This window comes from Streptomyces spinoverrucosus, assembly GCF_015712165.1.
GTDB lineage: Bacteria > Actinomycetota > Actinomycetes > Streptomycetales > Streptomycetaceae > Streptomyces > Streptomyces spinoverrucosus_A.
Window position 1 is genome coordinate 2,772,188 of the sequence record NZ_JADPZX010000001.1, and the last position, 24,408, is coordinate 2,796,595.

Annotated in this window: 23 protein-coding genes and 2 tRNA genes; 8 read left to right on the forward strand and 17 right to left on the reverse strand. The window is 71.0% G+C overall.

Features of this window, described 5'->3' with window-relative positions; all coding sequences use genetic code 11:
- Positions 1-109 precede the first annotated feature (109 nt).
- From I2W78_RS12345 to I2W78_RS12375, 7 genes are all read right to left on the reverse strand, one after another.
- Positions 110-1,090: a tetratricopeptide repeat protein gene (locus I2W78_RS12345; RefSeq protein WP_196464527.1), complete on the reverse strand. Its 981-nt coding sequence runs from the start codon at positions 1,088-1,090 to the stop codon at positions 110-112.
- 105 nt (positions 1,091-1,195) lie between these two features.
- On the reverse strand, positions 1,196-2,434 hold the full coding sequence (locus I2W78_RS12350; protein WP_196459493.1) for an HD-GYP domain-containing protein: 1,239 nt from the start codon (positions 2,432-2,434) through the stop codon (positions 1,196-1,198).
- Positions 2,431-3,735 carry an HD-GYP domain-containing protein gene (locus I2W78_RS12355; RefSeq protein WP_196459495.1) on the reverse strand — a complete coding sequence of 435 codons (1,305 nt, stop codon included), beginning with the start codon at positions 3,733-3,735 and terminating at the stop codon, positions 2,431-2,433. The genes I2W78_RS12350 and I2W78_RS12355 overlap by 4 nt, the downstream gene beginning before the upstream one ends.
- A gap of 133 nt (positions 3,736-3,868) precedes the next feature.
- On the reverse strand, positions 3,869-4,171 hold the full coding sequence (gene rsrA, locus I2W78_RS12360) for a mycothiol system anti-sigma-R factor (RefSeq protein WP_141311999.1): 303 nt from the start codon (positions 4,169-4,171) through the stop codon (positions 3,869-3,871).
- Positions 4,168-4,851: an RNA polymerase sigma factor SigR gene (sigR, locus tag I2W78_RS12365; protein WP_196464528.1), complete on the reverse strand. Its 684-nt coding sequence runs from the start codon at positions 4,849-4,851 to the stop codon at positions 4,168-4,170. Before sigR ends, rsrA begins: the two co-directional genes overlap by 4 nt.
- A gap of 256 nt (positions 4,852-5,107) precedes the next feature.
- On the reverse strand, positions 5,108-5,734 hold the full coding sequence (locus I2W78_RS12370; protein ID WP_196459497.1) for an alpha/beta hydrolase family protein: 627 nt from the start codon (positions 5,732-5,734) through the stop codon (positions 5,108-5,110).
- A gap of 1 nt (position 5,735) precedes the next feature.
- Positions 5,736-6,551 (reverse strand): SOS response-associated peptidase, encoded by an 816-nt coding sequence (locus tag I2W78_RS12375; protein WP_196459499.1) that lies wholly within the window; start codon positions 6,549-6,551, stop codon positions 5,736-5,738.
- 49 nt (positions 6,552-6,600) lie between these two features.
- Between I2W78_RS12375 and I2W78_RS12380 the strand changes: the two genes are divergently transcribed.
- The 4 genes from I2W78_RS12380 to I2W78_RS12395 all read left to right on the forward strand — a co-directional run bounded on the left by I2W78_RS12380 (position 6,601) and on the right by I2W78_RS12395 (position 10,195).
- On the forward strand, positions 6,601-7,314 hold the full coding sequence (locus tag I2W78_RS12380) for a M50 family metallopeptidase (RefSeq protein ID WP_196459501.1): 714 nt from the start codon (positions 6,601-6,603) through the stop codon (positions 7,312-7,314).
- An 84-nt stretch (positions 7,315-7,398) separates the two neighbouring features.
- Complete coding sequence (aroA, locus tag I2W78_RS12385) at positions 7,399-8,715, forward strand: 3-phosphoshikimate 1-carboxyvinyltransferase (RefSeq protein WP_196459502.1); 1,317 nt, start codon at positions 7,399-7,401, stop codon at positions 8,713-8,715.
- A 10-nt stretch (positions 8,716-8,725) separates the two neighbouring features.
- Positions 8,726-9,736, forward strand: a complete 1,011-nt coding sequence (gene rsgA / locus I2W78_RS12390) for a ribosome small subunit-dependent GTPase A (protein WP_196459504.1) — start codon at positions 8,726-8,728, stop codon at positions 9,734-9,736.
- A gap of 135 nt (positions 9,737-9,871) precedes the next feature.
- Complete coding sequence (locus tag I2W78_RS12395; RefSeq protein WP_196459506.1) at positions 9,872-10,195, forward strand: DMT family transporter; 324 nt, start codon at positions 9,872-9,874, stop codon at positions 10,193-10,195.
- Between the two features lie 39 nt (positions 10,196-10,234).
- Here I2W78_RS12395 and I2W78_RS12400 read toward each other — a convergent pair whose 3' ends face one another.
- Positions 10,235-10,843 (reverse strand): TetR/AcrR family transcriptional regulator, encoded by a 609-nt coding sequence (locus tag I2W78_RS12400; RefSeq protein WP_196459508.1) that lies wholly within the window; start codon positions 10,841-10,843, stop codon positions 10,235-10,237.
- 171 nt (positions 10,844-11,014) lie between these two features.
- Here I2W78_RS12400 and hisN point away from each other — a divergent pair, with 171 nt between their 5' ends.
- The gene (gene hisN / locus I2W78_RS12405; protein WP_196459510.1) at positions 11,015-11,815 is read left to right on the forward strand and encodes a histidinol-phosphatase; all 801 of its coding nucleotides are present in this window, start codon (positions 11,015-11,017) and stop codon (positions 11,813-11,815) included.
- 119 nt (positions 11,816-11,934) lie between these two features.
- Positions 11,935-12,327: a CBS domain-containing protein gene (locus I2W78_RS12410; protein ID WP_196459512.1), complete on the forward strand. Its 393-nt coding sequence runs from the start codon at positions 11,935-11,937 to the stop codon at positions 12,325-12,327.
- Positions 12,328-12,427: 100 nt separating this feature from the next.
- On the opposite strand, the gene I2W78_RS12415 is transcribed toward I2W78_RS12410, so the two are convergent.
- Positions 12,428-13,882, reverse strand: coding sequence for a catalase (locus tag I2W78_RS12415; RefSeq protein WP_307783676.1), 1,455 nt, complete (start codon positions 13,880-13,882; stop codon positions 12,428-12,430).
- Positions 13,883-14,063: 181 nt separating this feature from the next.
- Between I2W78_RS12415 and I2W78_RS12420 the strand changes: the two genes are divergently transcribed.
- The gene (locus I2W78_RS12420) at positions 14,064-14,480 is read left to right on the forward strand and encodes a Fur family transcriptional regulator (protein WP_196459516.1); all 417 of its coding nucleotides are present in this window, start codon (positions 14,064-14,066) and stop codon (positions 14,478-14,480) included.
- Positions 14,481-14,574: 94 nt separating this feature from the next.
- Here the strand turns inward: I2W78_RS12420 and I2W78_RS12425 are convergent.
- From I2W78_RS12425 to I2W78_RS12440, 4 genes are all read right to left on the reverse strand, one after another.
- Positions 14,575-14,648, reverse strand: a tRNA-Met gene (locus tag I2W78_RS12425).
- A 458-nt stretch (positions 14,649-15,106) separates the two neighbouring features.
- The gene (locus I2W78_RS12430; protein ID WP_196459517.1) at positions 15,107-16,930 is read right to left on the reverse strand and encodes a tetratricopeptide repeat protein; all 1,824 of its coding nucleotides are present in this window, start codon (positions 16,928-16,930) and stop codon (positions 15,107-15,109) included.
- A gap of 226 nt (positions 16,931-17,156) precedes the next feature.
- Positions 17,157-17,230: transfer RNA gene (locus I2W78_RS12435), tRNA-Met, on the reverse strand.
- A gap of 44 nt (positions 17,231-17,274) precedes the next feature.
- On the reverse strand, positions 17,275-20,259 hold the full coding sequence (locus I2W78_RS12440; protein WP_196464529.1) for a UPF0182 family membrane protein: 2,985 nt from the start codon (positions 20,257-20,259) through the stop codon (positions 17,275-17,277).
- Between the two features lie 162 nt (positions 20,260-20,421).
- Between I2W78_RS12440 and I2W78_RS12445 the strand changes: the two genes are divergently transcribed.
- Positions 20,422-20,964, forward strand: a complete 543-nt coding sequence (locus I2W78_RS12445; protein WP_196459518.1) for a PPA1309 family protein — start codon at positions 20,422-20,424, stop codon at positions 20,962-20,964.
- A 107-nt stretch (positions 20,965-21,071) separates the two neighbouring features.
- On the opposite strand, the gene I2W78_RS12450 is transcribed toward I2W78_RS12445, so the two are convergent.
- The 4 genes from I2W78_RS12450 to I2W78_RS12465 all read right to left on the reverse strand — a co-directional run bounded on the left by I2W78_RS12450 (position 21,072) and on the right by I2W78_RS12465 (position 24,293).
- Positions 21,072-22,169, reverse strand: a complete 1,098-nt coding sequence (locus I2W78_RS12450) for a YlbL family protein (RefSeq protein WP_196459519.1) — start codon at positions 22,167-22,169, stop codon at positions 21,072-21,074.
- 55 nt (positions 22,170-22,224) lie between these two features.
- Entirely contained in the window at positions 22,225-22,431 is a 207-nt protein-coding gene (locus I2W78_RS12455; protein ID WP_196464840.1) for a hypothetical protein, read from the reverse strand.
- A 74-nt stretch (positions 22,432-22,505) separates the two neighbouring features.
- Positions 22,506-22,967 carry a molybdenum cofactor biosynthesis protein MoaE gene (locus tag I2W78_RS12460; RefSeq protein ID WP_196459520.1) on the reverse strand — a complete coding sequence of 154 codons (462 nt, stop codon included), beginning with the start codon at positions 22,965-22,967 and terminating at the stop codon, positions 22,506-22,508.
- Positions 22,968-23,165: 198 nt separating this feature from the next.
- Positions 23,166-24,293: an SDR family oxidoreductase gene (locus I2W78_RS12465; protein ID WP_196459521.1), complete on the reverse strand. Its 1,128-nt coding sequence runs from the start codon at positions 24,291-24,293 to the stop codon at positions 23,166-23,168.
- Positions 24,294-24,408 lie beyond the last annotated feature (115 nt).

The following is a 24,408-nucleotide window of genomic DNA, read 5'->3' on the forward strand; positions in this document are numbered from 1 at the left end:
ACAGGGTACGGGGGTCGTGCCCCCCTCAGGGGCGCGGGACTGTGTCCGATATGCGGCTCCGCCGCGTGGGCGCGACCAGCCACGACGAACCCGCACCCGGCCGCGCGTCCTAGCACACCTCTTCCAGATCCCGCCAATCCCGAGAATCCGGCGAATCCGCAACCCACCCGTCCAGCAACCCCCGCACCAACGAAGCCGGGGCGGCAACGCCACACTCCCGCTCCGGCACCCACAACTGCCCGTCCGTGCGATGCCCCAGCGGCCCCGGATGCCCGGGCTCGCTGTGATCGTGCGGGTCCAGATGCTCCCCGTCGCCCTCGTCCGCCGGCATCCGTGACTCGGAGCACAGCCGGCACAGCAGCCGCACGGACGACGACCAGTCCTCCGCGGCGAACCCGGCGTCGGCGGCGAGCTGCTCCAGGGCGTCCCGGTCGGCCTCGGTGGCGGCCTCCAGCAGCACCACCCAGGTGGGCACGGGCGAGGGCGCCCACAGCTCGATCTCGTCGAAGACCGGATACGAGTGCCCGGCGGCGGTCGTCCGCTCCCCGTGCGGCACCCCGTCGTGCAGCACGACCTCACCCCAGCGCCGCCCCGACGACGGCAGCGGGATGGACAGCACCTCGATCCGCGCGGGATCCAGCCGCCGTCCCCACACGACCTCGGCCTCCCCCTCGGGCGACAGCCGTACGGCCGCGCTGCCCAGCTCCATGCCGACGGGCTCGCCGGAGCCCGTGGCACTGCCGGGCACATGCAGCCCGTAGGCCTGCCAGGCGCGCCGGGCCAGCGGCCAGTCCTGTAGGGCGGTCGCGGCGATGCCGACGTTCCACCAGTCGGGTGCGCCGGTCTCCCGGTCGAGCAGGGCGACGGCCCTGAGGCCGGCCGCCCGGGCCTGCTCCCAGTCGTGCCGGAACTTGTGCAGCAGGGCGAGGTTGAACCAGGACTCCGACAACCAGGGCTCCAGATCGGCGGCCCGCGTCAGCAGCGCCCCCGCGTCCTCGTACCGACCGTCCCCGATGAGCGTGAACGCCCGGTCGGTGGCCTGCCGCCAGGAGGCGGAGGGCCGGTGCCGTCCCTTGCCGAAGATCCTCACGATTCCCGCCTGCCAGTTCCGTGGAGTGGGCTGGCCTGTGCCCCCGGACACCTTCTCCTTCGCATCCAACCACGTGCGGCTGGAGGGGCGCTCATTACCCATGGGTTACCCAGCCGAGGGCAGGGTCAGACCCTCCCTCGACAGCACCCGGGCCAGCGCCTCGACGACCTCGGGAGCGTAGTCCCCCGCGGCCCCCAGCCGCAGCTCCTCCAACGCGGTCAGCGGCCCCCCGGGGCCCGTGCCCCGCGCCTTCTCCTCGTATGCGTTCACCGCCCGCACGATCCGCGCGGCCCGCGGCTGCTCAGGGTATGGATCGGCCTGCCGCTCCACCACCACGGCGACCTCGGCGTCCACCCCGGTCTGCCGTACGACCGCCCCGCCCAGCAGCGCGATCCGCCGCTGTTCGGCGCCGGGCAGCCCGGCCGTGGCCCCGGCCGGCACCGGGTCGACGAGGCTCAACTGCCCGATGTCGTGCATCAGCGCCGCGTACTCCAGCACGGTGAGCTCCGGCTCGCTCAACCCCAGGTCCCGCCCGACGGCCCGGCTCAGCGCGGCGACCCGGCGCGCGTGCCCGGGCGGGGTGTACCCCGCGATCTCGGTGGCCCGGGCCAGCGAGGCGATGGTCTGCCGGTACGTCGTCCGGACGGCGGCGTACCGGCGCAGGGACACCTGCGTGAGCAGCAGCGGCAGACAGAACACGGGCAGCGCCCACAGGCCGACGACCGCGACCGCGAGCGCCATCACGGCCCCGGTCGCACACACCGCCGACCCGATCCCGAGCATGCCCCGCAGCTCGTCCCGCAGCAGCGGCCCGAACGGCCACCCGGTGCGGGAGTGCGCCAGCGCGGCGGCGAGCACGGCGTCGCACAGCGCGGTGAGGGCGAGCAGCGCGACGAGCAGCAGCGCGTAGGCGGGGCCGCTCCAGTCCGCGAACGTGCCGCGGTTGTACAGCGGTTGGAAACACACGGCGGCGAACCCGACGGTCAGCATCCGCCGCGCCAGATGGTCGAACACGGGCCCACGCCCCTGCGCGACGTGCGGCACGCATCCGACGAGCGAGGCGGCGAGCACGACGCTCACCACCTGGGCGGCCCCGTGGGTGGTGGCTCGCCCGGCGTCCTCCCCGAGCAGGGCGTACGACAACGCCCCGGCGGCCCCGAGCGGGGCGGCCTCCCTGACGTGCGGTCCGTACCAGCGGGTGAGCTCTCCGAGGGCGACGAGCACCCCGAAGGCGAGCGCGACACCGCGTTGCTCGACGCCGGTCGAGAAGGTGACGCCGAGGGACACGAGGGCGAGGAGGACGGCGGCGCCGTGGATCAGGACGAGAATCCGACCGCCTTTCAACGGTTCGCTCCTGTCCGACTGGAAACAGGTGGGCGAACGTGAGGGGACCGCACGCCGTCAGCGGTGACGACCGGGTCCCATCCGGACCGCCGTACCACCCGCACCAGCGCCGCGACCATCACCGGATCGAACTGCCGCCCCGCACACCGCTCCAGCTCCTCCAGAGCGACGGAAACCGGCCGCGCCCGGCTGTAGGACCGCGTGGACGTCATCGCGTCGAACGCGTCGGCCACCGCCACCACCCGCGCGGACTCGGGAATCTGGCTCCCCACGAGCCCGTACGGGTACCCGCTCCCGTCCAGCCGCTCGTGATGATGCAGTACGGCGGCCCGGGCCTCCCCGAGGAACGAGATCCCCCGCACCATCTCGTGCCCGTACTCCGGATGCAGCTCGATCACCCGCCGCTCCTCGGGCGTCAGCGGACCGTCCTTGCGCAGCAGCCGGGTGGGCACGCCCAACTTCCCCACGTCGTGCAGGATTCCGGCGAACCGCAGCACCTCGACCCGCTCGTCGTCCATGCCCAGCTCACGCGCGATCAGCATGGAGGCCTGTCCGACCCGCTCGCTGTGCCCGCGCGTGTACTCGTCCTTGATGTCGACGGCCTGCACCAGCGCCCGGATGGTCGCCTGATGGGCCCCGCGCTCCCGGTGGTACTGGGCGAACGCCCACCAGGACACGCCCATCGGCAGCAGCACGAGCAGCGCGGCCACGGGCCCGTACGGGCTGCGCCACAGCACGGCCATCATCAGCCCGGCGAGCCCGTGCACGCCGACCGGTGCCAGCGAGCGCGGCAGCAGACCTCGCCAGGCCCGCCGTACCGGCACCCGCTCGGCTACGACGAGGATCCCGCCGTCGAGCAGGGTCAGCACCGCGCAGAAGGCCAGGACCGCGGCCGCCGCCGGGCCGAGCGCGTACGCGACGTCGGACGCCACCACGGCGTCCCGGCCGCCCAGCGCCCGGAACACCTGCCCGGCCGCCCACACGGCGACCACCAGCTCGGCCGCCCGCCAGACCCGCCGCAGCCGGGCGGGGCGCTGCTCGACGGGCGACAGCAGCGCGCCCGGCAGCGCGACCAGCGCGGCGGCGGGCGGGGGCAGCAGGAACACCCCGGCGAGCAGGACGGGGTAGAAGGTGCCGGGGAACCGCCTGCGGGCGAGCCACTCCCCGCCCGCGTACAGGACGGCCAGCAGCGTCATCGCCCACCAGGGTGTCCGCAGCGTGGGCAGCGGCAGCAGGCACACCAGCGCGCCGAGGACGACACAGGCCACATACGCGCGTGCCCGTGCCGGAACCGCCTCCATGAACGACGCCCTCCCCCAGTCCCGTGCCTGTCCAGGCTCCGGAGCCTAGGGCGGTGCGGAGGGGGCGCGGGCCGACGGTGGGCCGATTAACGCATTCGGGTGACGGAGAGGCCTCGCACCCGGGTACGCGGAGTCAGGACTCCTGCGCAGTGGCCGTCACGTCGTGCTCGGGCACGGCCTGCCCGGAGCGGATCAGGTCGATCCGCCCCATCACCTTGGCGCGCAGGTCGGTGGGCACGTCGTCATGCCCGCAGCACCGCTTGACCAGCTTCTTCACGGCCTGCTCCAGGCCGTACTTCTCCAGGCACGGCGAGCATTCCTCGAAGTGGTGCTGGAACTTCTCGCGATCGACGTCCGGCATCTCGCTGTCGAGGAACTCGTACAGATGGTCGAGGACCTCACTGCAGTCCGTCTCGTGCGGCTCTCCGCAGCTCATGAGCCCGAGCCTTTCGCTTCGTTCGACTCTCCGGCGCCGGCCGGGACCAGCCCGCGCTCGCGGGCGTAGTCCTCGAGCATGCCGCGCAGCTGACGGCGGCCCCGGTGCAGCCGGGACATCACCGTACCGATGGGTGTCCCCATGATGTCCGCGATCTCCTTGTACGCAAAGCCCTCGACGTCCGCGAGATAGACGGCGATGCGGAATTCCTCGGGGATCGCCTGCAGCGCTTCCTTCACGTCCGAGTCGGGCAGGTGGTCGAGCGCCTGCGACTCGGCGGAGCGCAGGCCCGTCGACATGTGCGACTCGGCGCGCGCGAGCTGCCAGTCCTCGATCTCCTCGGCCGCACTGCGCTGGGGCTCGCGCTGCTTCTTGCGGTACGAGTTGATGAAGGTGTTGGTGAGGATCCGGTACAGCCACGCCTTGAGGTTGGTGCCCTCGCGGAACTGGTGGAAGGACGCGTACGCCTTGGCGTACGTCTCCTGCACCAGGTCCTCGGCATCGGCCGGGTTGCGCGTCATGCGCAGCGCGGCCGAGTACATCTGGTCGAGGAATTCGAGCGCGTCCCGTTCGAAGCGCGCGCTGCGCTCCGCGGTCGTCTCCGCGCTGTTGCCCCGGCCCTCGGGCAGCTCCGCCTGGCCGTAGTCGGTCCCTGCGTCGTTACCGGTGACCGGACCCACCTCCTCAGGAATCTGGGCAGGGCTGATGGCGACCCCACCAGAATCGGAGGATAGACGACGATCCGCACCCGCCGCCGCCCGAATAGGGGCGGTCTTGGCCGCATGCAGCACCGTCCAGTCCAGGTCAGTGCGGCTGCTGCGGCTCGGGCAGAAGGTCGAACCCATGCGGCGGACTTCCTCTCCTACGACGTCGGTGCTGGTCATCAGCACTTACGTCCGCCTCAACAGTGGTCGGGGTCCCGGCATTCCCGGATCCTCACCCCAGTGACCCGGTCCACTTCACCACCGCGTCCGTGATGATCCCCACCGCGTCCTGCTGACTGATCTCCGCCCGCTTCGGCACGGCGAAGCCATGATCGCCGTACGGCACCTCGACCAGCTCGTACTCCCCGTCCGGGAACTCCTCCGGCCTCCCGAACGGATCGTTCCCCCCTTGTACGACGAGGGTGGGCACCCCCGCGCCGAGCAGTTCCTCGGCGCGGGACTTCTCCGGCTTGCCCGGCGGGTGCAACGGAAAGCTGAGGGCGAGGACGGCCGCCGCGCCCAGCTCCGTCGCCGTACGGCAGGCGACCCGGGCGCCCGCGCTGCGCCCGCCGGAGACCACCGGCAGCCCCGGCGCGGTCAGCGTGGGCCAGATGCCGCGCCAGCCGACGTCCAGCGTCTTCGGCGCCGGTGCCACCTTCTTGCCGGCGACCCGCCAGGGCTGCTCGACCCGCGCCACGGTCACGCCGTGTCCGGGCAGCACCTCGGCCAGCGCCGTCAGGTCCCGCGCCTCGATGCCGCCGCCCGCGCCATGACTGACGGCCAGGACGAACCTGGGGCGCTTCGCCCTGTGCCAGGTGATGCGCGCGGCCCCGGCCTCGGTCTCGATGATCTCGCTCACATCAGAAGAGTGTGCCCTCCACCGGTCCCTCCAGCTCCTTGAGCAGCTCCGGGCCGTTGTTGCGGACGTTGGAGACGGCCGTGGTCACCGGGTAGGCGCGCATCAGGCCGGGTGCGGGCGGGGCGAGCAGCTCGCGCAGGTCGTCGGGGTCGGTGCGGGCCGGGTCGAGCCAGGCGTCCCAGCGGTCGGGGGTGAGCATCAGCGGCATCCGGGGGTGGATGTCGGCGAGCGTGTACGGGCCTTCGGCGGGCGCCACCGCCAGCGGGCTGCTCTCGGCCTCGGTGGTGAGCACCGAGCAGGTCGCCCACCAGGCCTGCGGGTGGTCGTCGGGCAGCGTCCGGTCCCGCCAGAACTCGTACAGCCCCGCCATCGCGAAGACGGACCCGTCGGCGGGCAGCACGAAGTACGGCTGCTTGCGCGGCCGCTTTTTCCTGCCCTCGACCTCCAGGTCCCGCTCCTGCTGGCCGGTGACCCACTCGTAGTAGCCGTCGGCGGGCAGGATGCAGCGGCGGGCGGCGAAGGCGCGGCGGTAGGCGGGCTTCTCGTGGACCGTCTCGGCCCGCGCGTTGATCATCCGGGCGCCGCCCTCGGGCGTCTTGGCCCAGGACGGGACGAGTCCCCACTTGAGCTTGCGCAGCTGCCGAACCGGGCGCGGGTCGGCCACGTCTTTCAGAGGACGGTCGAGGACGGCGTAGACCTCCTTGGTGGGCGCCACGTTGTAGTCGGGCTCCAGGGTCTCCTCCGGCTCCCACTTCTCGATCTCAAAGATTCCTGCGAGATCCTCGGGCCTACGACTCGCTGCATACCGTCCGCACATACGTGCCACACTGCCAGACTCCGCCGATCAGAGGGAGCGACCCACAGACATGGACAGCACGACAGCCACCTCTCTCTGGGACGAGCTCGTCGGCACCCAGCCCGACCCGGACCTGTGGGTGGTGCTCGCCACCCTGGCCGCCGCCCTCGCCGTGGTCGCCCCGCACGGGCTGTGGCGCGTCGCGCGCAACGCCATCACCATCGCCCACGAGGGCGGTCACGGTCTGATCGCGCTGCTCACGGGCCGCACGCTGACCGGCATACGCCTGCACTCCGACACCAGCGGTCTCACGGTCAGCCGGGGCAAGCCGTACGGCATCGGCATGATCCTCACGGCCGCCGCCGGGTACACCGCTCCCCCGCTGCTGGGCCTCGGCGGTGCCGCGCTGCTCGCCACCGGGCACATCACGCTGCTGCTGTGGGTGGCGACGGCCCTGCTGGTGGCGATGCTGGTGATGATCCGCAACGCGTACGGCGTACTGACCGTCTTCCTGGCCGGCGGCGCGTTCCTGCTGGTCTCCTGGCTGGCCGGGCCCCAGGTGCAGGCGGCGTTCGCGTACGTCGTGGTGTGGTTCCTGCTGCTCGGCGGGGTGCGCCCGGCGTTCGAGCTCCAGGCGAAGCGGCGGCGGGGCGGCGCGGGCGACTCGGACGCGGACCAGCTGTCGCGGCTGACGAACGTACCGGCGGGGCTGTGGCTGTTCCTCTTCCACGCGGTGTCGCTGAGCTCGCTGATCGGCGGCGGGCGCTGGCTGTTGGAGGTGTGAGCGCCTCGCGACGGCCCGGGTGACTCCCCGACCAGCCACAACGCACCCGCACCCGAACCACCGCCTCCTACTAGAGTGGGGCCCATGGCGCAGAACCCCGCAGACCCCGCCCTCTGGCCCGCCCCGCACGCGAGCGGAGCCGTCGACGCGACGGTCCATGTGCCCGGGTCGAAGTCGGTCACCAACCGGGCCCTGGTGCTCGCCGCCCTCGCCTCCGAGCCCGGCTGGCTGCGCCGCCCGCTGCGCTCCCGCGACACGCTGCTGATGGCCGGTGCGCTGCGGGCGATGGGCGTCGGTATCGAGGAGGGCGTCGGCCCGGACGGCACCGGTGAGGCGTGGCGCGTGCTCCCGGCAGGCCTGCGCGGTCCGGCCACGGTCGACGTCGGCAACGCCGGCACGGTGATGCGCTTCCTGCCGCCGGTCGCCGCGCTCGCCGACGGCCCCATCCGCTTCGACGGCGACCCCAGGTCGTACGAGCGTCCCCTGAACGGCGTCATCGACGCGCTGCGCGTGCTCGGCGCCCGGATCGACGACGACGGCCGCGGCGCGCTGCCGCTGACCGTGCACGGCGGGGGCGCGCTGGACGGCGGCCCGGTCGAGGTCGACGCCTCGTCGTCGTCCCAGTTCGTCAGCGCCCTGCTGCTCTCCGGCCCGCGCTACAACCAGGGCGTCGAGGTCCGCCACATCGGCTCCACGCTGCCGTCCATGCCGCACATCCGGATGACCGTCGACATGCTGCGCGCGGTCGGCGCCCAGGTCGACACCCCGGAGTCGGGCGGCGAGCGCAACGTCTGGCGGGTCACGCCGGGCGCCCTGCTCGGCCGGGACCTGACGATCGAGCCGGACCTGTCCAACGCCCAGCCGTTCCTGGCGGCGGCCCTGGTCACTGGCGGCAAGGTGCTGATCCCGGACTGGCCGTCCCGCACCACCCAGCCCGGCGACCGGCTGCGCGAGATCTTCACCGAAATGGGCGGCTCCTGCGAGCTGACCGACTACGGACTGGTCTTCACCGGATCGGGCGGGATCCACGGCATCGACGTGGACCTCGGCGACGTGGGCGAGCTGACGCCCGGCATCGCGGCGGTCGCCGCCCTCGCCGACTCCCCGTCCACACTGCGGGGCGTGGCGCATCTGCGGCTGCACGAGACGGACCGCCTGGCCGCGCTCACCAAGGAGATCAACGAGCTCGGCGGTGACGTCACCGAGACCGCCGACGGTCTGCACATCCGCCCGCGCCCGCTGCACGGCGGGATCTTCCACACGTACGAGGACCACCGCATGGCCACCGCCGGCGCGATCATCGGCCTCGCGGTGGAGGGCGTGCGGATCGAGAACGTGGCGACGACGGCGAAGACCCTGCCGGACTTCCCCGAACTGTGGACCGGGATGCTCGGGGCGTAGGGGTCACGCCATGCGCCGCTACGGCAAGCACACCGACGAGGACGACATCCGCTCCCGCCCCAACCGCAAGGGCAACCGGCCGCGTACGAACATCCGCCCGAAGCACGAGGACGCGGCCGAGGGCATGGTCCTCACCGTCGACCGGGGCCGCCTGACCTGCCTCGTCGAGGACCGGATCGTGCTGGCCATGAAGGCCCGCGAGCTGGGCCGCAAGGCGGCGGTGGTCGGCGACCGGGTGGCCCTCGTCGGCGATCTGTCCGGCAAGAAGGACACCCTCGCGCGGATCGTGCGCATCGAGGAGCGCACGTCGGTGCTGCGCCGCACCGCGGACGACGACGACCCCTTCGAACGCGTGGTCGTCGCCAACGCCGACCAGCTCGCCATCGTCACCGCCCTCGCCGACCCCGAGCCGCGCCCGCGCCTGATCGACCGCTGCCTGGTGGCGGCCTACGACGGCGGCCTCGACCCGCTCCTGGTGCTGACCAAGTCGGACCTCGCCCCGGCCGACGAGCTCCTGGAGCTCTACGGCGACCTGGACATCCCGTACGTCGTCACCAGCCGTGAGGAGTTGGAGAGCGGCGACGCGGCGGAGCGGGTGTTCGAACAGCTCGACGGCAAGGTCACGGCGTTCGTCGGACACTCGGGCGTCGGCAAGACGACCCTGGTCAACGCGCTGGTGCCGGAGGAGCGACGGCGGCTGACGGGGCGGGTGAACGCGGTGACCGGACGCGGCCGGCACACCACCACGTCGGCGCTCGCCCTGCCGCTGACCGGCACGGAAGGCTGGGTGATCGACACGCCGGGCGTACGGTCGTTCGGGCTCGCGCACATCGACCCGTCCCGGGTCATCCACGCCTTCCCCGACCTGGAGCCGGGCACGGAGGGCTGCCCGCGCGCGTGCAGTCACGACGAGCAGGACTGCGCGCTGGACGAGTGGGTGGCCGAGGGGCATGCCGACCCCGCCCGGCTGTACTCGCTGCGGCGGCTGCTGGCGACGCGGGAGCGGAAGGAAGGGGACTGAGCCCCGCGTTGTTTCTCTTCATGTGGGGTTTGTCCGACTGCGGGTTCGGTAAGGGCATAATCGCAAAGCCGGATCCAAGCCTGAGCACAGTCTGACAAGCGGTCACCGTACGTGGACAAACGGGGAGGACAGCACATGGCGTGGCTGCTGGTCATCGTGGCCGGGTTGCTCGAAACCGGCTTCGCGGTCTGTCTGAAGCTGTCGCACGGCTTCACCAGACTCTGGCCGACCATCGCGTTCTGCGTCTTCGCGCTCGGCAGCTTCGGTCTGCTGACGCTGTCCCTGAAGAAGCTCGACGTGGGTCCCGCGTACGCGGTGTGGACCGGCATCGGCGCGGCCGGGACGGCCATCTACGGCATGATCTTCCTCGGTGACATCGTCTCCACGCTGAAGATCGTGTCGATCAGCCTGGTCATCATCGGCATCATCGGGCTGCAGCTGTCCGGCTCCGCGCACTGAGGCGCTACGGGCGTCGCGGGCTTCAAGGGCGTCGCGGGCTCACACCGGCTGCCGGTGCAGGGCGCCGCGCACCAGGTCGGCGACGCCGCCGCCGTCGGGCGGCGCGGCCACGCAGGACAGCGCGAGACGGACGACGAGCTCGCAGGAGCGGGCCAGGTCGGCGGTGTCCGCCCTGGGCACACCGGGTCCGGCCAGCACCGCGACGGCACGGTCGCGGACCAGCGTCACGAAGTCGCCGGGCGAGGGCAGCGGGCCGTCGGCGCGGCGCTGTGCGGGGACTGCGGAGGAGGACGGCACCGCTGTGAGGGTCGGTGAGGGCAGCCGCTCGCTCCAGCAGCCGGTGAGCATGGCGCGCACGAGCGCGTTCTCGCGGGCGGCCGCGGTGGTCCACTCGGCGGCCGCCATCAGCCGCTCGCGGGGGTCGCTCTGCACGGTGAGGGCCCGGTCGACGCCGGCGAGATACCCGTCGGCCTCCCTGCGCACCAGCGCCCGGGCAAGCCCTTCCTTGCTGCCGAACTCGTTGTACAGCGTCTGCCGGGACACCCCGGCCGCCGCGGCCACGTCCACCATCCGCACCGCGGCCCACGGCCGCCGCGCGAGCGCCGTGTAGGCGGCGTCCAGCAGGGACTCCCGGGCAGCAGGCATCATCGCCTCCCTGGGGGGACGGACTCTGCGCCCAGATTTGACGGGTGTGGGGGCACTGTCAAGGGTTCGTGCAGATCGCCGGGCGCACTCCGCCCGCGCCCCCGGCGCATGCCGCAACCCGCCACCACCGCCCCCTGTAGCCCCGTACCGACCACGACAGATACCGTTCCTCACATGCCCGACTATCTCGACGACCTGCGTCTTGCCCACGTCCTCGCGGACGCCGCCGACGCCGCGACGACGGACCGCTTCAAGGCCCTCGACCTGAAGGTCGAAACCAAGCCCGACATGACGCCGGTCTCCGAGGCCGACCGGGCCGCCGAGGAACTCATCCGTGGCCACCTCCAGCGCGCCCGCCCGCGCGACGCGATCCTCGGCGAGGAGTACGGCGTCGAGGGCACGGGCCCCCGTCGCTGGGTCATCGACCCCATCGACGGCACCAAGAACTACGTACGCGGCGTCCCCGTCTGGGCGACCCTGATCTCCCTGATGGAGGCGGCGGAGGGCGGCTACCAGCCCGTCGTCGGCGTCGTCTCCGCCCCCGCCCTCGGCCGCCGCTGGTGGGCCGCGAAGGGCCACGGCGCCTTCAGCGGCCGCAGCCTCACCTCCGCGAGCCGGCTGCGGGTCTCCCGCGTGTCCAAGCTCTCGGACGCCTCCTTCGCGTACTCCTCCCTCTCCGGCTGGGAGGAACAGGGCCGCCTGAACGGCTTCCTGGACCTCAGCCGCGAGGTGTGGCGCACGCGCGCGTACGGCGACTTCTGGCCGTACATGATGGTCGCCGAGGGCTCGGTCGACATGTGCGCCGAACCCGAGCTGTCGCTGTGGGACATGGCCGCCAACGCCATCATCGTCACGGAGGCCGGCGGCACCTTCACCGGCCTCGACGGCCGCCCCGGCCCGCACAGCGGCAACGCGGCGGCGTCGAACGGCCTGCTGCACGACGAGTTGCTGGGCTACCTCAACGAGCGTTACTGACCGCCCACTTGTTGACCCCCGCTTTACCTGCCACCCTGAGAGTCCCCCCACTTGTGAACTTGTGAAACGCTGAACAATCGGAAGCAACGGCGGGGACACTCCAGGAGGTGGCTCCATCCATGCTCGTACGTGACGCCATGAGCACAGTCGTCCTCACCATCGGCCCCACCCACACCCTGCGCCAGGCCGCCGCGCTGATGTCCGCCCGCCGGGTCGGCGCGGCCGTGGTGTACGACCCCGACGCCGGCGGCATCGGCATCCTCACCGAACGCGACATCCTGAACTCCGTCGGCCTCGGCCAGGACCCCGACACCGAACACGCCGACGACCACACCACCACCGACGTCGTGTTCGCGGCCCCGGCGTGGACCCTGGAGGAGGCGGCTCGCGCCATGGCGCACGGCGGCTTCCGGCACCTCATCGTCCTCGACGGCGGCGAGCCCGTCGGCATCGTCTCGGTCCGCGACATCATCCGCTGCTGGGCGCCGGTACGGCAGCAGGTACCGGCCTGAGCACACGCCTGAAACAGACGGACGGGCCGGATCCCCTCGTACGGAAGTCGTACGGGAGACCCGGCCCGTCCTTTCGGCAAGCGGTCCAGTGCTGGTTGTGTCAGCCGCGCAGGGCCTGGACCGCGGCCTCCAGCCGCTTGCCGAAGTCGGCGTCCGCCTGACGGAAGTTGTCGATCGCGCGCTCGACGATCTCCTCGCGCGAGACTCCCGAGATGGCGCCCGCCAGGTTGTTGATCAGGCGCTCCTTCTCGTCCTCCGACATCAGCCGGTACAGGTTGCCCGCCTGGACGAAGTCGTTGTCCTCGGCGTGCGCCGGGGCCGGGTGGTTTCCGGTGCCGGCGGTGAAGCCGTCGAACGGCTGCCACAACGCACGGCCGGTCTGGGCCGGGCCCCCGAAGCTGTTCGGCTCGTAGTTCTTCGCACCACCGTGCCTGCCGTCGTACAGGAAGCCGTCACGGGAGTTGGTGCGCGCCTCGGTGGCGTGCGGACGGTTCACCGGCAGCTGGTCGGCGTTGATACCGACGCGGTAGCGGTGGGCGTCGCCGTACGCGAAGAGGCGACCCTGGAGCATCTTGTCCGGGGACGGTCCGATGCCCGGCACGAAGTGGGCGGGGCTGAAGATCGACTGCTCGACCTCGGCGAAGACGTTCCGCGGGTTGCGGTTGAGCTCGAGCCTGCCGATCTCGATGACCGGGTAGTCCGCGTGCGGCCACACCTTGGTCAGGTCGAACGGGTTGAAGCGGTACGTCGCCGCGTCGGCCGCCGGCATGATCTGCACGCCCACGGTCCAGGTCGGGTACTCGCCCCGCTCGATGGCCTCACGCAGGTCGCGCTGGTGCGAGTCGGGGTCCTTGCCCGCGAGGATCTCCGCCTCCTCGGCGGTGAGGTTCTTGATCCCCTGGTCGGTCTTGAAGTGGTACTTGACCCAGAAGACCTCGCCGGACTCGTTGTTCCACTGGAAGGTGTGCGAACCGAAGCCGTCCATGTGGCGGTACGAGGCGGGGATGCCGCGGTCGCCGAACAGCCAGGTCACCTGGTGCGTGGACTCGGGAGACAGGCTCCAGAAGTCCCAGACGTTGTCCGCCTCCTGCGAGCCGGTGTACGGGTCGCGCTTCTGGGTGTGGATGAAGTCCGGGAACTTGATGGCGTCCTTGATGAAGAACACCGGGGTGTTGTTGCCGACGAGGTCGTAGTTGCCCTCCTCGGTGTAGAACTTCAGCGAGAAGCCACGCGGGTCGCGGACGGCGTCCGCCGCGCCGAGGTTGCCGGCCACGGTCGAGAACCGCAGGAACACCTCGGTCTCCTTGCCGACCTCGGAGAGGAACTTGGCCCGCGTGTACTTCGTGACATCGGCGGTCACCGTGAAGGTGCCGTAGGCGCCGGCGCCACGGGCGTGCACGACACGCTCCGGGATGCGCTCGCGGTTGAAGTGGGCCAGCTTCTCCAGCAGGAGCTGGTCCTGAATGAGCATCGGGCCGCCGACACCCGCGGTCTCGCTGTTCTGGTTGTCGGCGACCGGAGCACCGGCCTCCGTCGTGAGCGGTCCCTGAGTCACGTGCGCCTCCTGCGTCATGCCTTGCGTGTTCCTGCTCCTCGGCCGACTTCCTGTCCCTCGGCCAGAACCGAACTCGATCCTACAATGGACTTTGTCTAAGTCAAGTGCCCTTCCAAAGTCGCAAGACCTCCAAACTCACACCTGTTCGGAATTTGTTCCCCCTGCTGCTAGGCTGGGCCTCATGAGTGACCTTCTGGAACGGCTGCGCGGACGCGGATGGCGGATGACCGCGCAGCGGCGTGTTGTGGCCGAGGTCCTCGACGGCGAACACGTCCATCTGACGGCCGACGAGGTGCACGCCCGGGCTGTCGTGAAGCTGCCCGAGATCTCGCGGGCGACCGTCTACAACACACTGGGCGAGCTGGTCTCCCTCGGTGAGGTGCTCGAGGTCACCACGGACAAGCGCGCCAAGCGGTACGACCCGAACGCGCGCCGCCCGCACCACCACCTGGTCTGCGCCCAGTGCGGCGCGATCCGCGACGTCCACCCCACGGGCAACCCCCTGGCCGACCTCCCCGACTCGGAACGCTTCGGCTTCACGGTGTCGGACGTCGAGGTGACGTACCGCGGCGTGTGCCCGAACTGCGCATCGGCGTAAGCACGCGGGTTTCCGCAGCGGCGGCAACCGGCGGCAACAGCACAAAGACCGAGGGCCGGAATCCAGTGACTGGATTCCGGCCCTCGGCTCTTAGTAGCGGGGACAGGATTTGAACCTGCGACCTCTGGGTTATGAGCCCAGCGAGCTACCGAGCTGCTCCACCCCGCGTCGGTGAATGCAACGTTACGTCAAGGACGCGGACAGAAGCAAATCACTTAAGAACCCCACGCAGCTGCGGGCAGTCGTGCCGCCGGGGACGACTGCCCACCCGGCATCGCCCCACGTAGCTGCGGGCAGTCGCGCCACCAGAGACGACACCCCACCCAGCATCGCCCCACGTAGCTGCGGGCAGTCGTGCCGCCGGGGACGACATCCCACCCAGCAGCGGCCCGAAACCGCGCAGCTGCGGGCAGTCGTGCCGCTGGGGCGGCACGGGTGGGCGCAGCGGCACCCCGCCGGCGCGGGCGAGCGAACCCACCCCCGCCCAGCACCAGCACCAGCACCAGCACCAGCACCAGCACCAGCACAGGGCAACCAGTCACCCCACCCCGCACCACGCCGGGCGACCACTCACCGACCCCGACACCCACGCCGGCCACCAGCCCCCGGCACCACCCAGCGGAGCGTCACGCCGACAGCTCCTCCCGCAGCGCATCCCGCAACCGCGCCGCCCGCTCAGCCACCTCCCCGGGCCCCAACGACACCGCCCGGTCGGCCCACCGCTGCCCCTCCGCCAGCTCCCCCCGACGCGTGTAGACGAGGGCCAGCCGCAACGCCGCCCGCCCATGCCCCGCATCGGCCGCCCGCGTCCACCACACCGCCGCCTCCGGCTCACTCCCCTCCCGAGCCAGCAGCAGCCCCAGATTGAACGCCCCGTTCCGCGACCCCGCCTCGGCCGCCTCCCGGTACCACCGAGCCGCCTCGACCACGTCCCCGCGCGCCGCCGCGAGCATCCCGACCCGCACCTGCGCCCGCCGATGGCCCTGCATCGCCGCCCGCTCGTACCACTCCTCGCACTCGGACTTCTCGTGCGACGGCTCCCCCAGCTCATGCGGCGACACCGGCGGCCGCCGGGCGTCGAGCACGGCCGCCAGCCGATACGCCGCCTCCGCGCTGCCGCCCCCCGCCGCGCACCGCAGATGCCGCTCCGCCTCCAGCTCGTCCCCGTCCCGCAGCCGCGCGATCCCGACCTGCAACGCCGCCTCGGTGTGCCCGGCGGCCGCCGCCCGCTCGTACCACCGCAGCGCGGCCGTGTCCTCGCCCCGCTTGGCGTACAGGATCCCCAGGTTGAAGGCGGCATCGACGCTCCCCGCCTCCGCCGCCTTGGAGAACCACGGCTCCGCCCCGGTCTCGTCGCCCCCCTGGAGCAGCAGAATCGCCAGGGCGTTCGCCGCCTCCCGGTGCCCGGCGTACGCCGCACGCCGGTACCACTGCTCGGCCTGCCCGATCCGCCCCTGCTCGGCGCAGAGCAGCCCGAGGTTGTACGCCCCGTTGACGTCCCCGGCGTCCATGGCCGCCCGGTACCACCGCTCGGCGGTCTGCGTCTGCCCCCGCTCGGCGTGCAGCGCGCCCAGCGCGTTCGCCGCGTTGCCGTCACCGTCCTGCGCGGCCCGCAGCCACCACACGGCGGCGCTCTCCTCGTCTCCCGCGTCCCGCAGCAGGAATCCGAGCGCACAGGCGGCCCGCGGCTCCCCGTCCTTGGCGGAGGTCAGATACCAGCGCCCGGCCTCCTTCAGCTCCCCGCGCTTCTCCAGGATCGCCCCGAGATGCAGCGCGGCCCGCCGATGCCCGCGCGCGGCGGCCTGCCGGTACCACTGCTCGGCCTCCTCCGCAGCGGCGCCGTCCGCGGCCCCGACACCGTTGTCAGCCCCGGCCCCGTCCTCGCACGCCCCTCTGCGATCAAGCGTCCGCGCCAGCCGGTACGCCGCCTCCCGGTGCCCCCGCTCGGCGGCGACCCGCATCCACTGCTCGGCGTCGTCCCCGCGGTGCTCCAGCAGGTCGGCCAGCGCGTACGCCCCCAGGACGTGCCCCTGCTCGGCGGACTGCCGCAGCCAGTACTCGGCGGCCGGCTCGTCGCCCCGCTCCCGGTGATGCCGCCCGAGCGCGTGCGCGGCGGCCGCGCTGCCCGCGACGGCGGCGATCCGCCACCATCCGGCGGCCTCGTCGGCGTACCCCCGCTGGTGCAGCAGGACGCCCAGATTGTTCGCGGCGGCGCGGTCGCCCTCGGCTGTCGCGGCACGCAGATGGGGTTCGGCTCCGTCGAGATCGCCACGGCGCAGCAACATGGCCCCGAGGACGCTCATCGCCTCGACGTCACCGGCCTCGGCGGCGAGCCGCTGACGCGCCTCCTCGGCTGCCTCGCCCGTTTCGTCCCGGGTCTCCTCCTGACCGGCAGGCTGCACAAATCGCCCTGTCTCGAACAGAGTTGCCTTGTCCCCCATAACGTCCATCGTCGCACCACCTGCAACCTGGGTACACCTGGTATACCGCAGCCATTGAGGTCACTTCAGCGTTTTGTCGACATGCCCACAGAGAGACAAGTCAAACACAGATCTCCCAACTCCCCACGGCGGCACGGCGACACCGCACGTCGGCACATGCGTTCGCACACCACGAAGGCCCGGATCCCTTGGAGGATCCGGGCCTTCGTCTGGGCCGACATCGCGTCGACTTCAGTAGCGGGGACAGGATTTGAACCTGCGACCTCTGGGTTATGAGCCCAGCGAGCTACCGAGCTGCTCCACCCCGCGTCGTTGTTGTGCAACCGTATCACGACGCGGGAGGAGCTTTTCGATCAGCCGCTCTGCGGACTGCCGGTGGGACTCGGACTGCTGGCGGGACTCGGACTGCCGGTGGGACTCGGACTGCTGGTGGAACCGCCGTTGTCACCGCCGGATCCGCCGGTACCGCCGGCCCGCGTCTGCGCCTCCTCGGCCCGCTGCAGCGCCGCCTCCAGGTCCTCCTGCGCCCGGCCGTACGCCTCCCAGTCGCCCTTGCTCAAGGCTTCCTGTCCGGCCTCGAAGGCCTTCTGGGCGTCGTTGAGCGCCTCCTGGACCGTCGGGTTCTCCGTCGTCGGCGGCGGTGTCGTCGTCTCACCGTCGCCCTCGCCGGTGTCCTCCGGCGGCGGGGCCGAACCCTCCGCCCCGAACACCTTGTTGAGGGCCTCGTCGAGGGTGTCCTCGAACGCGGTGTTGCCGCCGTAGCTCACCAACACCTTGCGCAGCAGCGGGTACTGGAGTCCACCACCGCGGACGTAGACCGGCTCCACGTAGAGCAGACCGCCGTCCAGCGGCACCGTCAGCAGGTTGCCGTACTCCACCTCCGAGTCGCCGCCTCTCAGCAGCCGGATGGATTCGGCGATGTCCTGTTCGGAGTTGAACTGGCTCTGTACCTGCTTGGGTCCGTTGACCGTGGTGCTCGTCGGCAGTTTCAGGATTCTGATCTTGCCGTAGTCACTCTTGCCGGCCTCGGCGTCGACCGCCATGAACGCGCTGAGGTTGTCCCGGCCGTTGGGCGTGAAGGTCGTCGTCAGCGAGAACGCCTGTTCCTTCTGGTCGGGCATCTTCATGCTGAGGTAGTACGGCGGCACCGCGTCGCCCGACTTGTTGGTCGGGTCGTCCGGCACCTGCCACACCTCGCTGCCGCTGAGGAAGGTGTTGGCGTCCTTCACGTGGTAGCGCGTCAGCAGCTCACGCTGGACCTTGAACAGGTCCTGCGGGTAGCGGAGATGGTCCATCAGGTCGCCGGAGATCTCGCTCCGGGGCTCGACCGTGCCGGGGAACGCCTTCATCCAGGTCTTCAGGACCGGATCCTGGGTGTCCCACTGGTAGAGCTTGACCTCGCCGGTGTACGCGTCGACAGTCGCCTTCACCGAGTTGCGGATGTAGTTGACCTGGTTCTGCTGGGCCACCACCGTGCGCTGGTCGTTGGTCGCGGTCAGCGAGTCGGCGGTGGTGTCACCGAGGGTCGTACGCGAGGCGTACGGGTATCCGTTCGTGGTCGTGTACGCGTCGACGATCCACTGGATCCGCTTGTTGACGACCGCCGGGTAGGCGTCGCCGTCGATGGTCAGCCACGGGGCGACCGCCTCGACGCGCTCCTTGGGCGTGCGGTTGTACAGGATCCGCGAACCCTCGCCGATCGCACCGGAGTAGAGGATCTGCGGCTCGTTGAGCGCCACCGCGTAAGCGGCCCGGTTTATCGGGTTCTCGAGATCGACTCCGCCGTTGCCCTCGTAGCTGTAGGTCTTCTCACCGCTGTCGTCGGAGTAGTCGATCTCCTTCTGGGGACCGCCGACGATCGAGTACGTGTTGGTCTTCTCGCCGTAGTAGATCCGCTGCTCGTACGTGCCGAGCTGGCCCTTGGACGGCAGGTCGGACTCGGTGAACACGGGGCGGCCCTCGGTGTCCACGGCGGTGCCCTTCGCGGCGACCGCGCCGTAGCCGTGGGTGTAGCGGAAGTGGTTGTTGATCCAGTTCTTCTTGTCGATGCCCGCGTAGTTCAGCTCGCGCAGACCGATGACCGTGTCCTGCTCCCGGCCCTCCGCGCTGTAGCGGTCGACGTCCAGGTTGGTCGGGAACGCGTAGTACTTCCGCATCTGCTGCAGTTGCTGGAAGGTCGGCGAGATGATGTTCGGGTCCATGATGCGGATGCTCGCCGTGGAGTCGACGTCGTCCCGCAGCTTGCTGGCGTCCTTGGTGTTGGACGTGCCCGAGTACTCGGTGACCTGCGTGCCGCCGATGCCGTACGCCTCACGCGTCGCCTTGAGGTTCTTCTCGACGTACGGGGCTTCCTTGGCCTGCTCGTTCGGCTGGACCTGGAACTTCTGCACGATCGCCGGGTACAGCCCGCCGATCAGGATCGCCGAGAGCACCATCAGGCCGAAGCCGATCAGGGGCAGCTGCCAGGTGCGCCGCCAGATCGTGGAGAAGAACAGCAGGGCGCAGATGACGGCGATGCAGAACAGGATCGTCTTGGCCGGCAGGTAGGCGTTGGCGTCGACGTACCTCAGGCCCGTCCAGTTGTCCGTCGCCTTGAAGTCGCTGGACTTGACCGCCAGGCCGTACCGGTCGAGCCAGTAGGCGACCGCCTTCAGCGCGACGAAGAAACCGATCAGCATCGACAGATGTCCGGTCGCGGCGGCCGTGGCGCGCGCGCCCGGGCTGGTGACGCGCAGCCCGCCGTACAGGTAGTGCGTGAGCGCGGCGGCGATCAGGGAGAGGATCGCGGCGGCGAAGCCGAAGCCGAGCAGGAACCGGTACCAGGGCAGGTCGAAGGCGTAGAACGCGACGTCCAGCTTGAACTGGGGGTCCTTCTGGCCGAACGGCACGCCGTTGACCCACATCAGCCAGGTTCGCCACTGCCCGGACGCGGACGCGCCCGCGATCAGGCCCACCAGGGCGGTGATCGCGAACAGCAGCCACTTCTTGTAGGGCGCGATGCCCATCCGGTAGCGGTCGAGGCTCTGCTGCTCCATCGACATCGCGCTCAGCGGGGGGCGCAGCCGGTGGGCCAGCCAGATGTTGAACCCGACGGCGACGGCCATGAGCAGACCGAAGACGAAGAAGAGACCGATCTTGGTCCACAGGGTGGTGGTGAAGACGGACGAGTACTTCACCGACCGGTACCAGAGCCAGTCCGTCCAGAAGCCCGCGAACATGGTGAACGCCATGGCGAGCACGGCAAGGACACCGAGTGTCATGAGCAGGGTCCGGACACGCCGGGACGGGCGGCCCACTCTGATCCGTGGCCCCGTCGGGCCTCCGCCGCGGTCCGGCATCTGGAAAGCCAAGGTGGCACCTCGTAAATCGCTGTTGGTCTGTCAGGCCCCCGTTGTCGCGGGCCGTCCGTGGGCCCCGTGATCGTAGGCCCTCACCTATGCAACTTACTCACGCTTTACTCGGTTCCCGATTCCGGGCGGGAACGAGGCAGGATTGTGACCATGTCCAACACACCCATGGCGGCGAGCCCGCTCACCCGGGCCGTACTCGAAATCGACGAGTACGCCTCCGGCCTCGGCTGGGACCAGCCCGCACGCCTCTTCGCCCTCGTAGACACCGCACGGCTGCGGGCCCAGGAACCCGCGTTGGCGGCGCAGCTCGGCCTGGGTGACGAGCCGGACGCCGCCGGTCTCACCCCGATCGAGCAGGACGAAATCCCAACGGACAGGCCGCTCGACGAGTTCCTCGGCACCATCGCCTGGCCCGAGGCCGTGGCCGGCTGCGCGCTCACGGTGGAGCGGCTGATGCTGCCGCCGTCCGCCGAGGCCCAGGTCCCGGACGGCCTGGACGAGGCCGCGCTCACCAAGTGGGTCGCCCGGCACCCCGAGCGCCAGGAGGTCCGCATGACGGTCGCCGTCCTGCGCGACGGCGCACGCGAGTCGGCCCTGCGGCTGCGCGAGAAGGACTCCCCGACGGAGGTCCTCACCGGCTCCGAGCTGGTTCCGGGCCTCGCGGAGGCGCTGGCGGCCACGTTCGAGGACTGAGAGGTTCAGGTAGGCCCCCGGGTGCGCGCCCGCGCGTCCGGGGTACGCCGGCGGGGGCCGCGCTCGGTCATGGGGCGCCCCCTGCGCCGTACCGCTGTGGCTTCTGATCAGCCCTTGGTCGTGCACTTCGGCAGTTCGGCGGTGTCGCCGTCCCGGATGTCCTTCAGGGCGCCGAGAGCGTCGTCGATGGTGTCGACCTTGATGAGGGTGAGGCCCTTGGGGGTGTCCTTGGCGGCGGCCGCGCAGTTGTCGGCGGGCGTCAGGAAGTACTGCGCGCCCTTGCTGCGCGCGCCGACTGTCTTCATCTCGATGCCGCCGATCGGGCCGACCCTGCCGGCGTCGTCGATGGTGCCGGTGCCGGCGACGAACGAGCCGCCGGTGAGGGAGCCCGGGGTGAGTTTGTCGTAGATGCCGAGCGCGAACATCAGGCCGGCGCTCGGTCCGCCGACGTCGGCGAGCTTGATGTCGATGGCGAACGGGAAGGTGTGGTCGGTGCCGGCCGAGATCCCGACGATGGCGCGCTTCTCGCCGGCGTCGTCGGAGGTCGTGGTGGTGATGGTGATCTTCTCCGTCTTCAGCGGCTCCCGGTTCTCCTTCTCGGCGGCGGCCTGCTCCTTGGCGGGCACGATCGTGAAGACGACGTTCTCGCCCGGCTTGTGCTTGGTCACCAGCTCGGCCACGTCGCCCGGCGCCTTCACCGTCGTACCGTCGACGGCCTTGATCACATCACCGGCGTGCAGCCTGCCCTCGGACGGAGAGTCCTTCACCACGGTGGAGACGATCACCCAGGACTCCACCTTGACGCCGAGCTCCTTCAGGGCGGCGACCTTGGCGCTCTCCTGGGACTGGCTGAACTCCTCGGCGTTCTCCTGGGTCGACTCCTCCTCCGTCTTGCCGTCCGGGTAGAGGGTGTCGTGCGGGACGACCTTGTTGTCGTGCGCCAGCCAGCCGTAGACCGCCTCGACCAGGTTCATCCGGTAGTCGGCGCTGGTGACGCGGACGGTGGTCATGTTGAGGTGACCGTCCGTCGGATAGGTCTTGCGTCCGGAGATCTGCAGCACCGGCTCGCCGTCGTGGTCCCCCAGCGTGTTCACCGTCGGCCCCGGGGACATCTCCGCGTACGGCACGGGGATGAGCACTCCCGCGCACAGGAGCGCGATCAGTATCAGGGTGGAGGCGAGCATCGTCGCGGTGCGGCGTGGCATGTCACGACAGTACGGGACGGCTCTGTCAGCGCACTGTCAGGGCCGCCTGGAGGGGTCACGGACCGGTGTGGGACTTCTCCATGGCGGCGCGGAAGCGGGCGTACCCGTCCAGCTCGGGTCCGTCGCTGCGGGCCTTGCGGGTTCTGTTGGCCCAACTGCCCCACAGGCCCGCGCCGACAGCGGCCACAAGCGGAATCAGCAACCAGGCGAGCGCCGACATGCCGACCTCCAACCCCATGAGCGTCCGCAACTGAATGATCAACAGATTAACCATCCGCACTGACAACGCTCACGCCAGGGGTGCGGTTACGCAACCGCAGTCCCTCGACCGGAGTCTCAGCAGGCCCCCACCCACTCCTCAGAGCCGTCGGAGAACTTCTGGTGCTTCCAGATCGGCACCTCGTGCTTGAGGTCGTCGATCAGCTTCCGGCAGGCCTCGAAGGCCTCCCCGCGGTGCGGACAGGACACGCCGACCACGACAGCGAGATCCCCGACCTTCAGATCCCCCACACGGTGTACGGCGGCCAGCGCCCGCACCGGGAACTCGGCGGCCACCTTCTCGGCGATCCGCCGCATCTCGGCCTCGGCGCTCGGGTGACAGGAGTACCCGAGCTCGTCGACGTCGGCCCCCCCGTCGTGATTGCGCACGGTCCCCACGAACAGGGCGGTCCCCCCGGCGGCGTCGTCTCCGACGGCCCGGAAAACCTCGTCGAGGGAGAGCGGCGTCTCCCGAATACCGATCAGCTTGATGGGCTCCTGAGCGCCCTGCTCACCGGGGTGATCGTCACTGGCTGCCATAGGTCCATCGTGCCGCACGCGCGCAAGGGCGGGAAATAGCGTTTTCACCCTGCACACGCGCGTACCGGGTTGGAGCCTTCTACAGGACCGGCGTAGCTGTTGGCAGTCGTGCCGCCTGGGCGGCGGCACGGGTGGGCGCAGCGGCACCCCGCCGGCGCGGGCGAGCCACCCCACCCGCGCGTCCCCGCCTGCGCGTCCTCACACCCGCCGCCGAGCCTTCCGAGCCCTCCGCACCACGGCCGCCGCACCCAGCAGCGCCACCGTCGCCCCCGCGGCGCCGGCCGCCGTCGCGTCCTTCCGCCCCAGCCGCCGCCCGGCCACCGTGTGCCGCCCGGACACCTCCTCCAGCAGCTCGGCGAGCACCTCCTCATTGGTCCACCGGGCCCGCCAACCGGCGTCGTGCAGCCGGCTCCCGCTGACCACCCAGGGATACATCGTGTACGCCAGATCCCCCGCCGGGGACGGCGTCAGCCCGATCCGGTGCAGCCGAGCCGCCGCGCCCAGCGCCACCGCCGACGGCAACTCCATCCGCCGGATCCCGCTCAGCTCCTCGACCTCCTCCTGCTCCAGCCACCCGTCGCAGCCCACGGCGAGCTCTCCGTCGACCTTCTCCAGGACTGCGTACTCCAGAGCACTGCACAGATCTTCGACGTGACAGAACTGCCAGGCCGGCCGCGACCCGGCGACGACGAGCAGCCGAGGCGACTCGAAGTACCTGGTCAGCGCGGTGTCCGTGCCTCCCACCAGGACAGCGGGCCGCACCACGGTGACATTGAGCCCCGGGTGCGCCCGAGGCGCCCGCCGCGCCAGCCGCTCGATCTCCAGCAGGTCCCCGACCCCGGTGGCCTCCGCCGTCGCCCGCAGCTCGGCGTCCTCCGACAGCGGCAGCTCGTTGTCCGGCAGCGCCCCGTAGACCATGGCCGACGTGCACAGCACCACCCGGTGCACCCCGGCCGCCGCGGCGGCGGTCAGCACGGTCTGCGTCCCCCGCACGTTGTAAGCCGTGCGAGCGGCCGCGTCCGTCTCCAGATCCAGGTCGAGCGCCAGATGCACCACCACGTCCGCGCCCCGCAGCTTCTCCGCGATCGCGGGATCCCGCACGTCGAGGATGTGCCACTGCGCCGCCGCGCACTCGCCGCGCCGCTCGTCGATCGCGATGACCTCTTTGATCTCCTCCGACGCGGCCAGCCGCGCGGTGAGCAGCGCGCCCACGCCGGAGGCGGCGCCGGTGACCGCGACGACGGGCCCGCGCAGTGCGGGCGTCTCGGGCGAGGGGCGGGTTGAGTGGTTTCGCGCTGCGCGAACCTGCGGATCTGGGGAACTCACCGGGTGTCTCCAGCGGTTGTCTTCACATACGAGCGCGAGGGACGCGTACGTACCAGGTGGCATCCATCCTGCCGCAGGCCGTGAGTCGGCGAAGCACCGAGGCCCGAACCGCCCC

What these genes read in the sequence shown, in the direction of transcription:
- I2W78_RS12430 (WP_196459517.1), bottom strand. Translation starts at nt 16,930, where the DNA reads ATGGACGTTATGGGGGACAAGGCAACTCTGTTCGAGACAGGGCGATTT.
- I2W78_RS12355 (WP_196459495.1), bottom strand. Translation starts at nt 3,735, where the DNA reads ATGGAGGCGGTTCCGGCACGGGCACGCGCGTATGTGGCCTGTGTCGTC.
- I2W78_RS12380 (WP_196459501.1), top strand. Translation starts at nt 6,601, where the DNA reads ATGGACAGCACGACAGCCACCTCTCTCTGGGACGAGCTCGTCGGCACC.
- I2W78_RS12440 (WP_196464529.1), bottom strand. Translation starts at nt 20,259, where the DNA reads ATGCCGGACCGCGGCGGAGGCCCGACGGGGCCACGGATCAGAGTGGGC.
- I2W78_RS12420 (WP_196459516.1), top strand. Translation starts at nt 14,064, where the DNA reads ATGAGTGACCTTCTGGAACGGCTGCGCGGACGCGGATGGCGGATGACC.
- I2W78_RS12410 (WP_196459512.1), top strand. Translation starts at nt 11,935, where the DNA reads ATGCTCGTACGTGACGCCATGAGCACAGTCGTCCTCACCATCGGCCCC.
- aroA (WP_196459502.1), top strand. Translation starts at nt 7,399, where the DNA reads ATGGCGCAGAACCCCGCAGACCCCGCCCTCTGGCCCGCCCCGCACGCG.
- I2W78_RS12460 (WP_196459520.1), bottom strand. Translation starts at nt 22,967, where the DNA reads ATGGCAGCCAGTGACGATCACCCCGGTGAGCAGGGCGCTCAGGAGCCC.
- I2W78_RS12395 (WP_196459506.1), top strand. Translation starts at nt 9,872, where the DNA reads ATGGCGTGGCTGCTGGTCATCGTGGCCGGGTTGCTCGAAACCGGCTTC.
- hisN (WP_196459510.1), top strand. Translation starts at nt 11,015, where the DNA reads ATGCCCGACTATCTCGACGACCTGCGTCTTGCCCACGTCCTCGCGGAC.
- I2W78_RS12375 (WP_196459499.1), bottom strand. Translation starts at nt 6,551, where the DNA reads ATGTGCGGACGGTATGCAGCGAGTCGTAGGCCCGAGGATCTCGCAGGA.
- I2W78_RS12400 (WP_196459508.1), bottom strand. Translation starts at nt 10,843, where the DNA reads ATGATGCCTGCTGCCCGGGAGTCCCTGCTGGACGCCGCCTACACGGCG.
- rsgA (WP_196459504.1), top strand. Translation starts at nt 8,726, where the DNA reads ATGCGCCGCTACGGCAAGCACACCGACGAGGACGACATCCGCTCCCGC.
- rsrA (WP_141311999.1), bottom strand. Translation starts at nt 4,171, where the DNA reads ATGAGCTGCGGAGAGCCGCACGAGACGGACTGCAGTGAGGTCCTCGAC.
- I2W78_RS12450 (WP_196459519.1), bottom strand. Translation starts at nt 22,169, where the DNA reads ATGCCACGCCGCACCGCGACGATGCTCGCCTCCACCCTGATACTGATC.
- I2W78_RS12445 (WP_196459518.1), top strand. Translation starts at nt 20,422, where the DNA reads ATGTCCAACACACCCATGGCGGCGAGCCCGCTCACCCGGGCCGTACTC.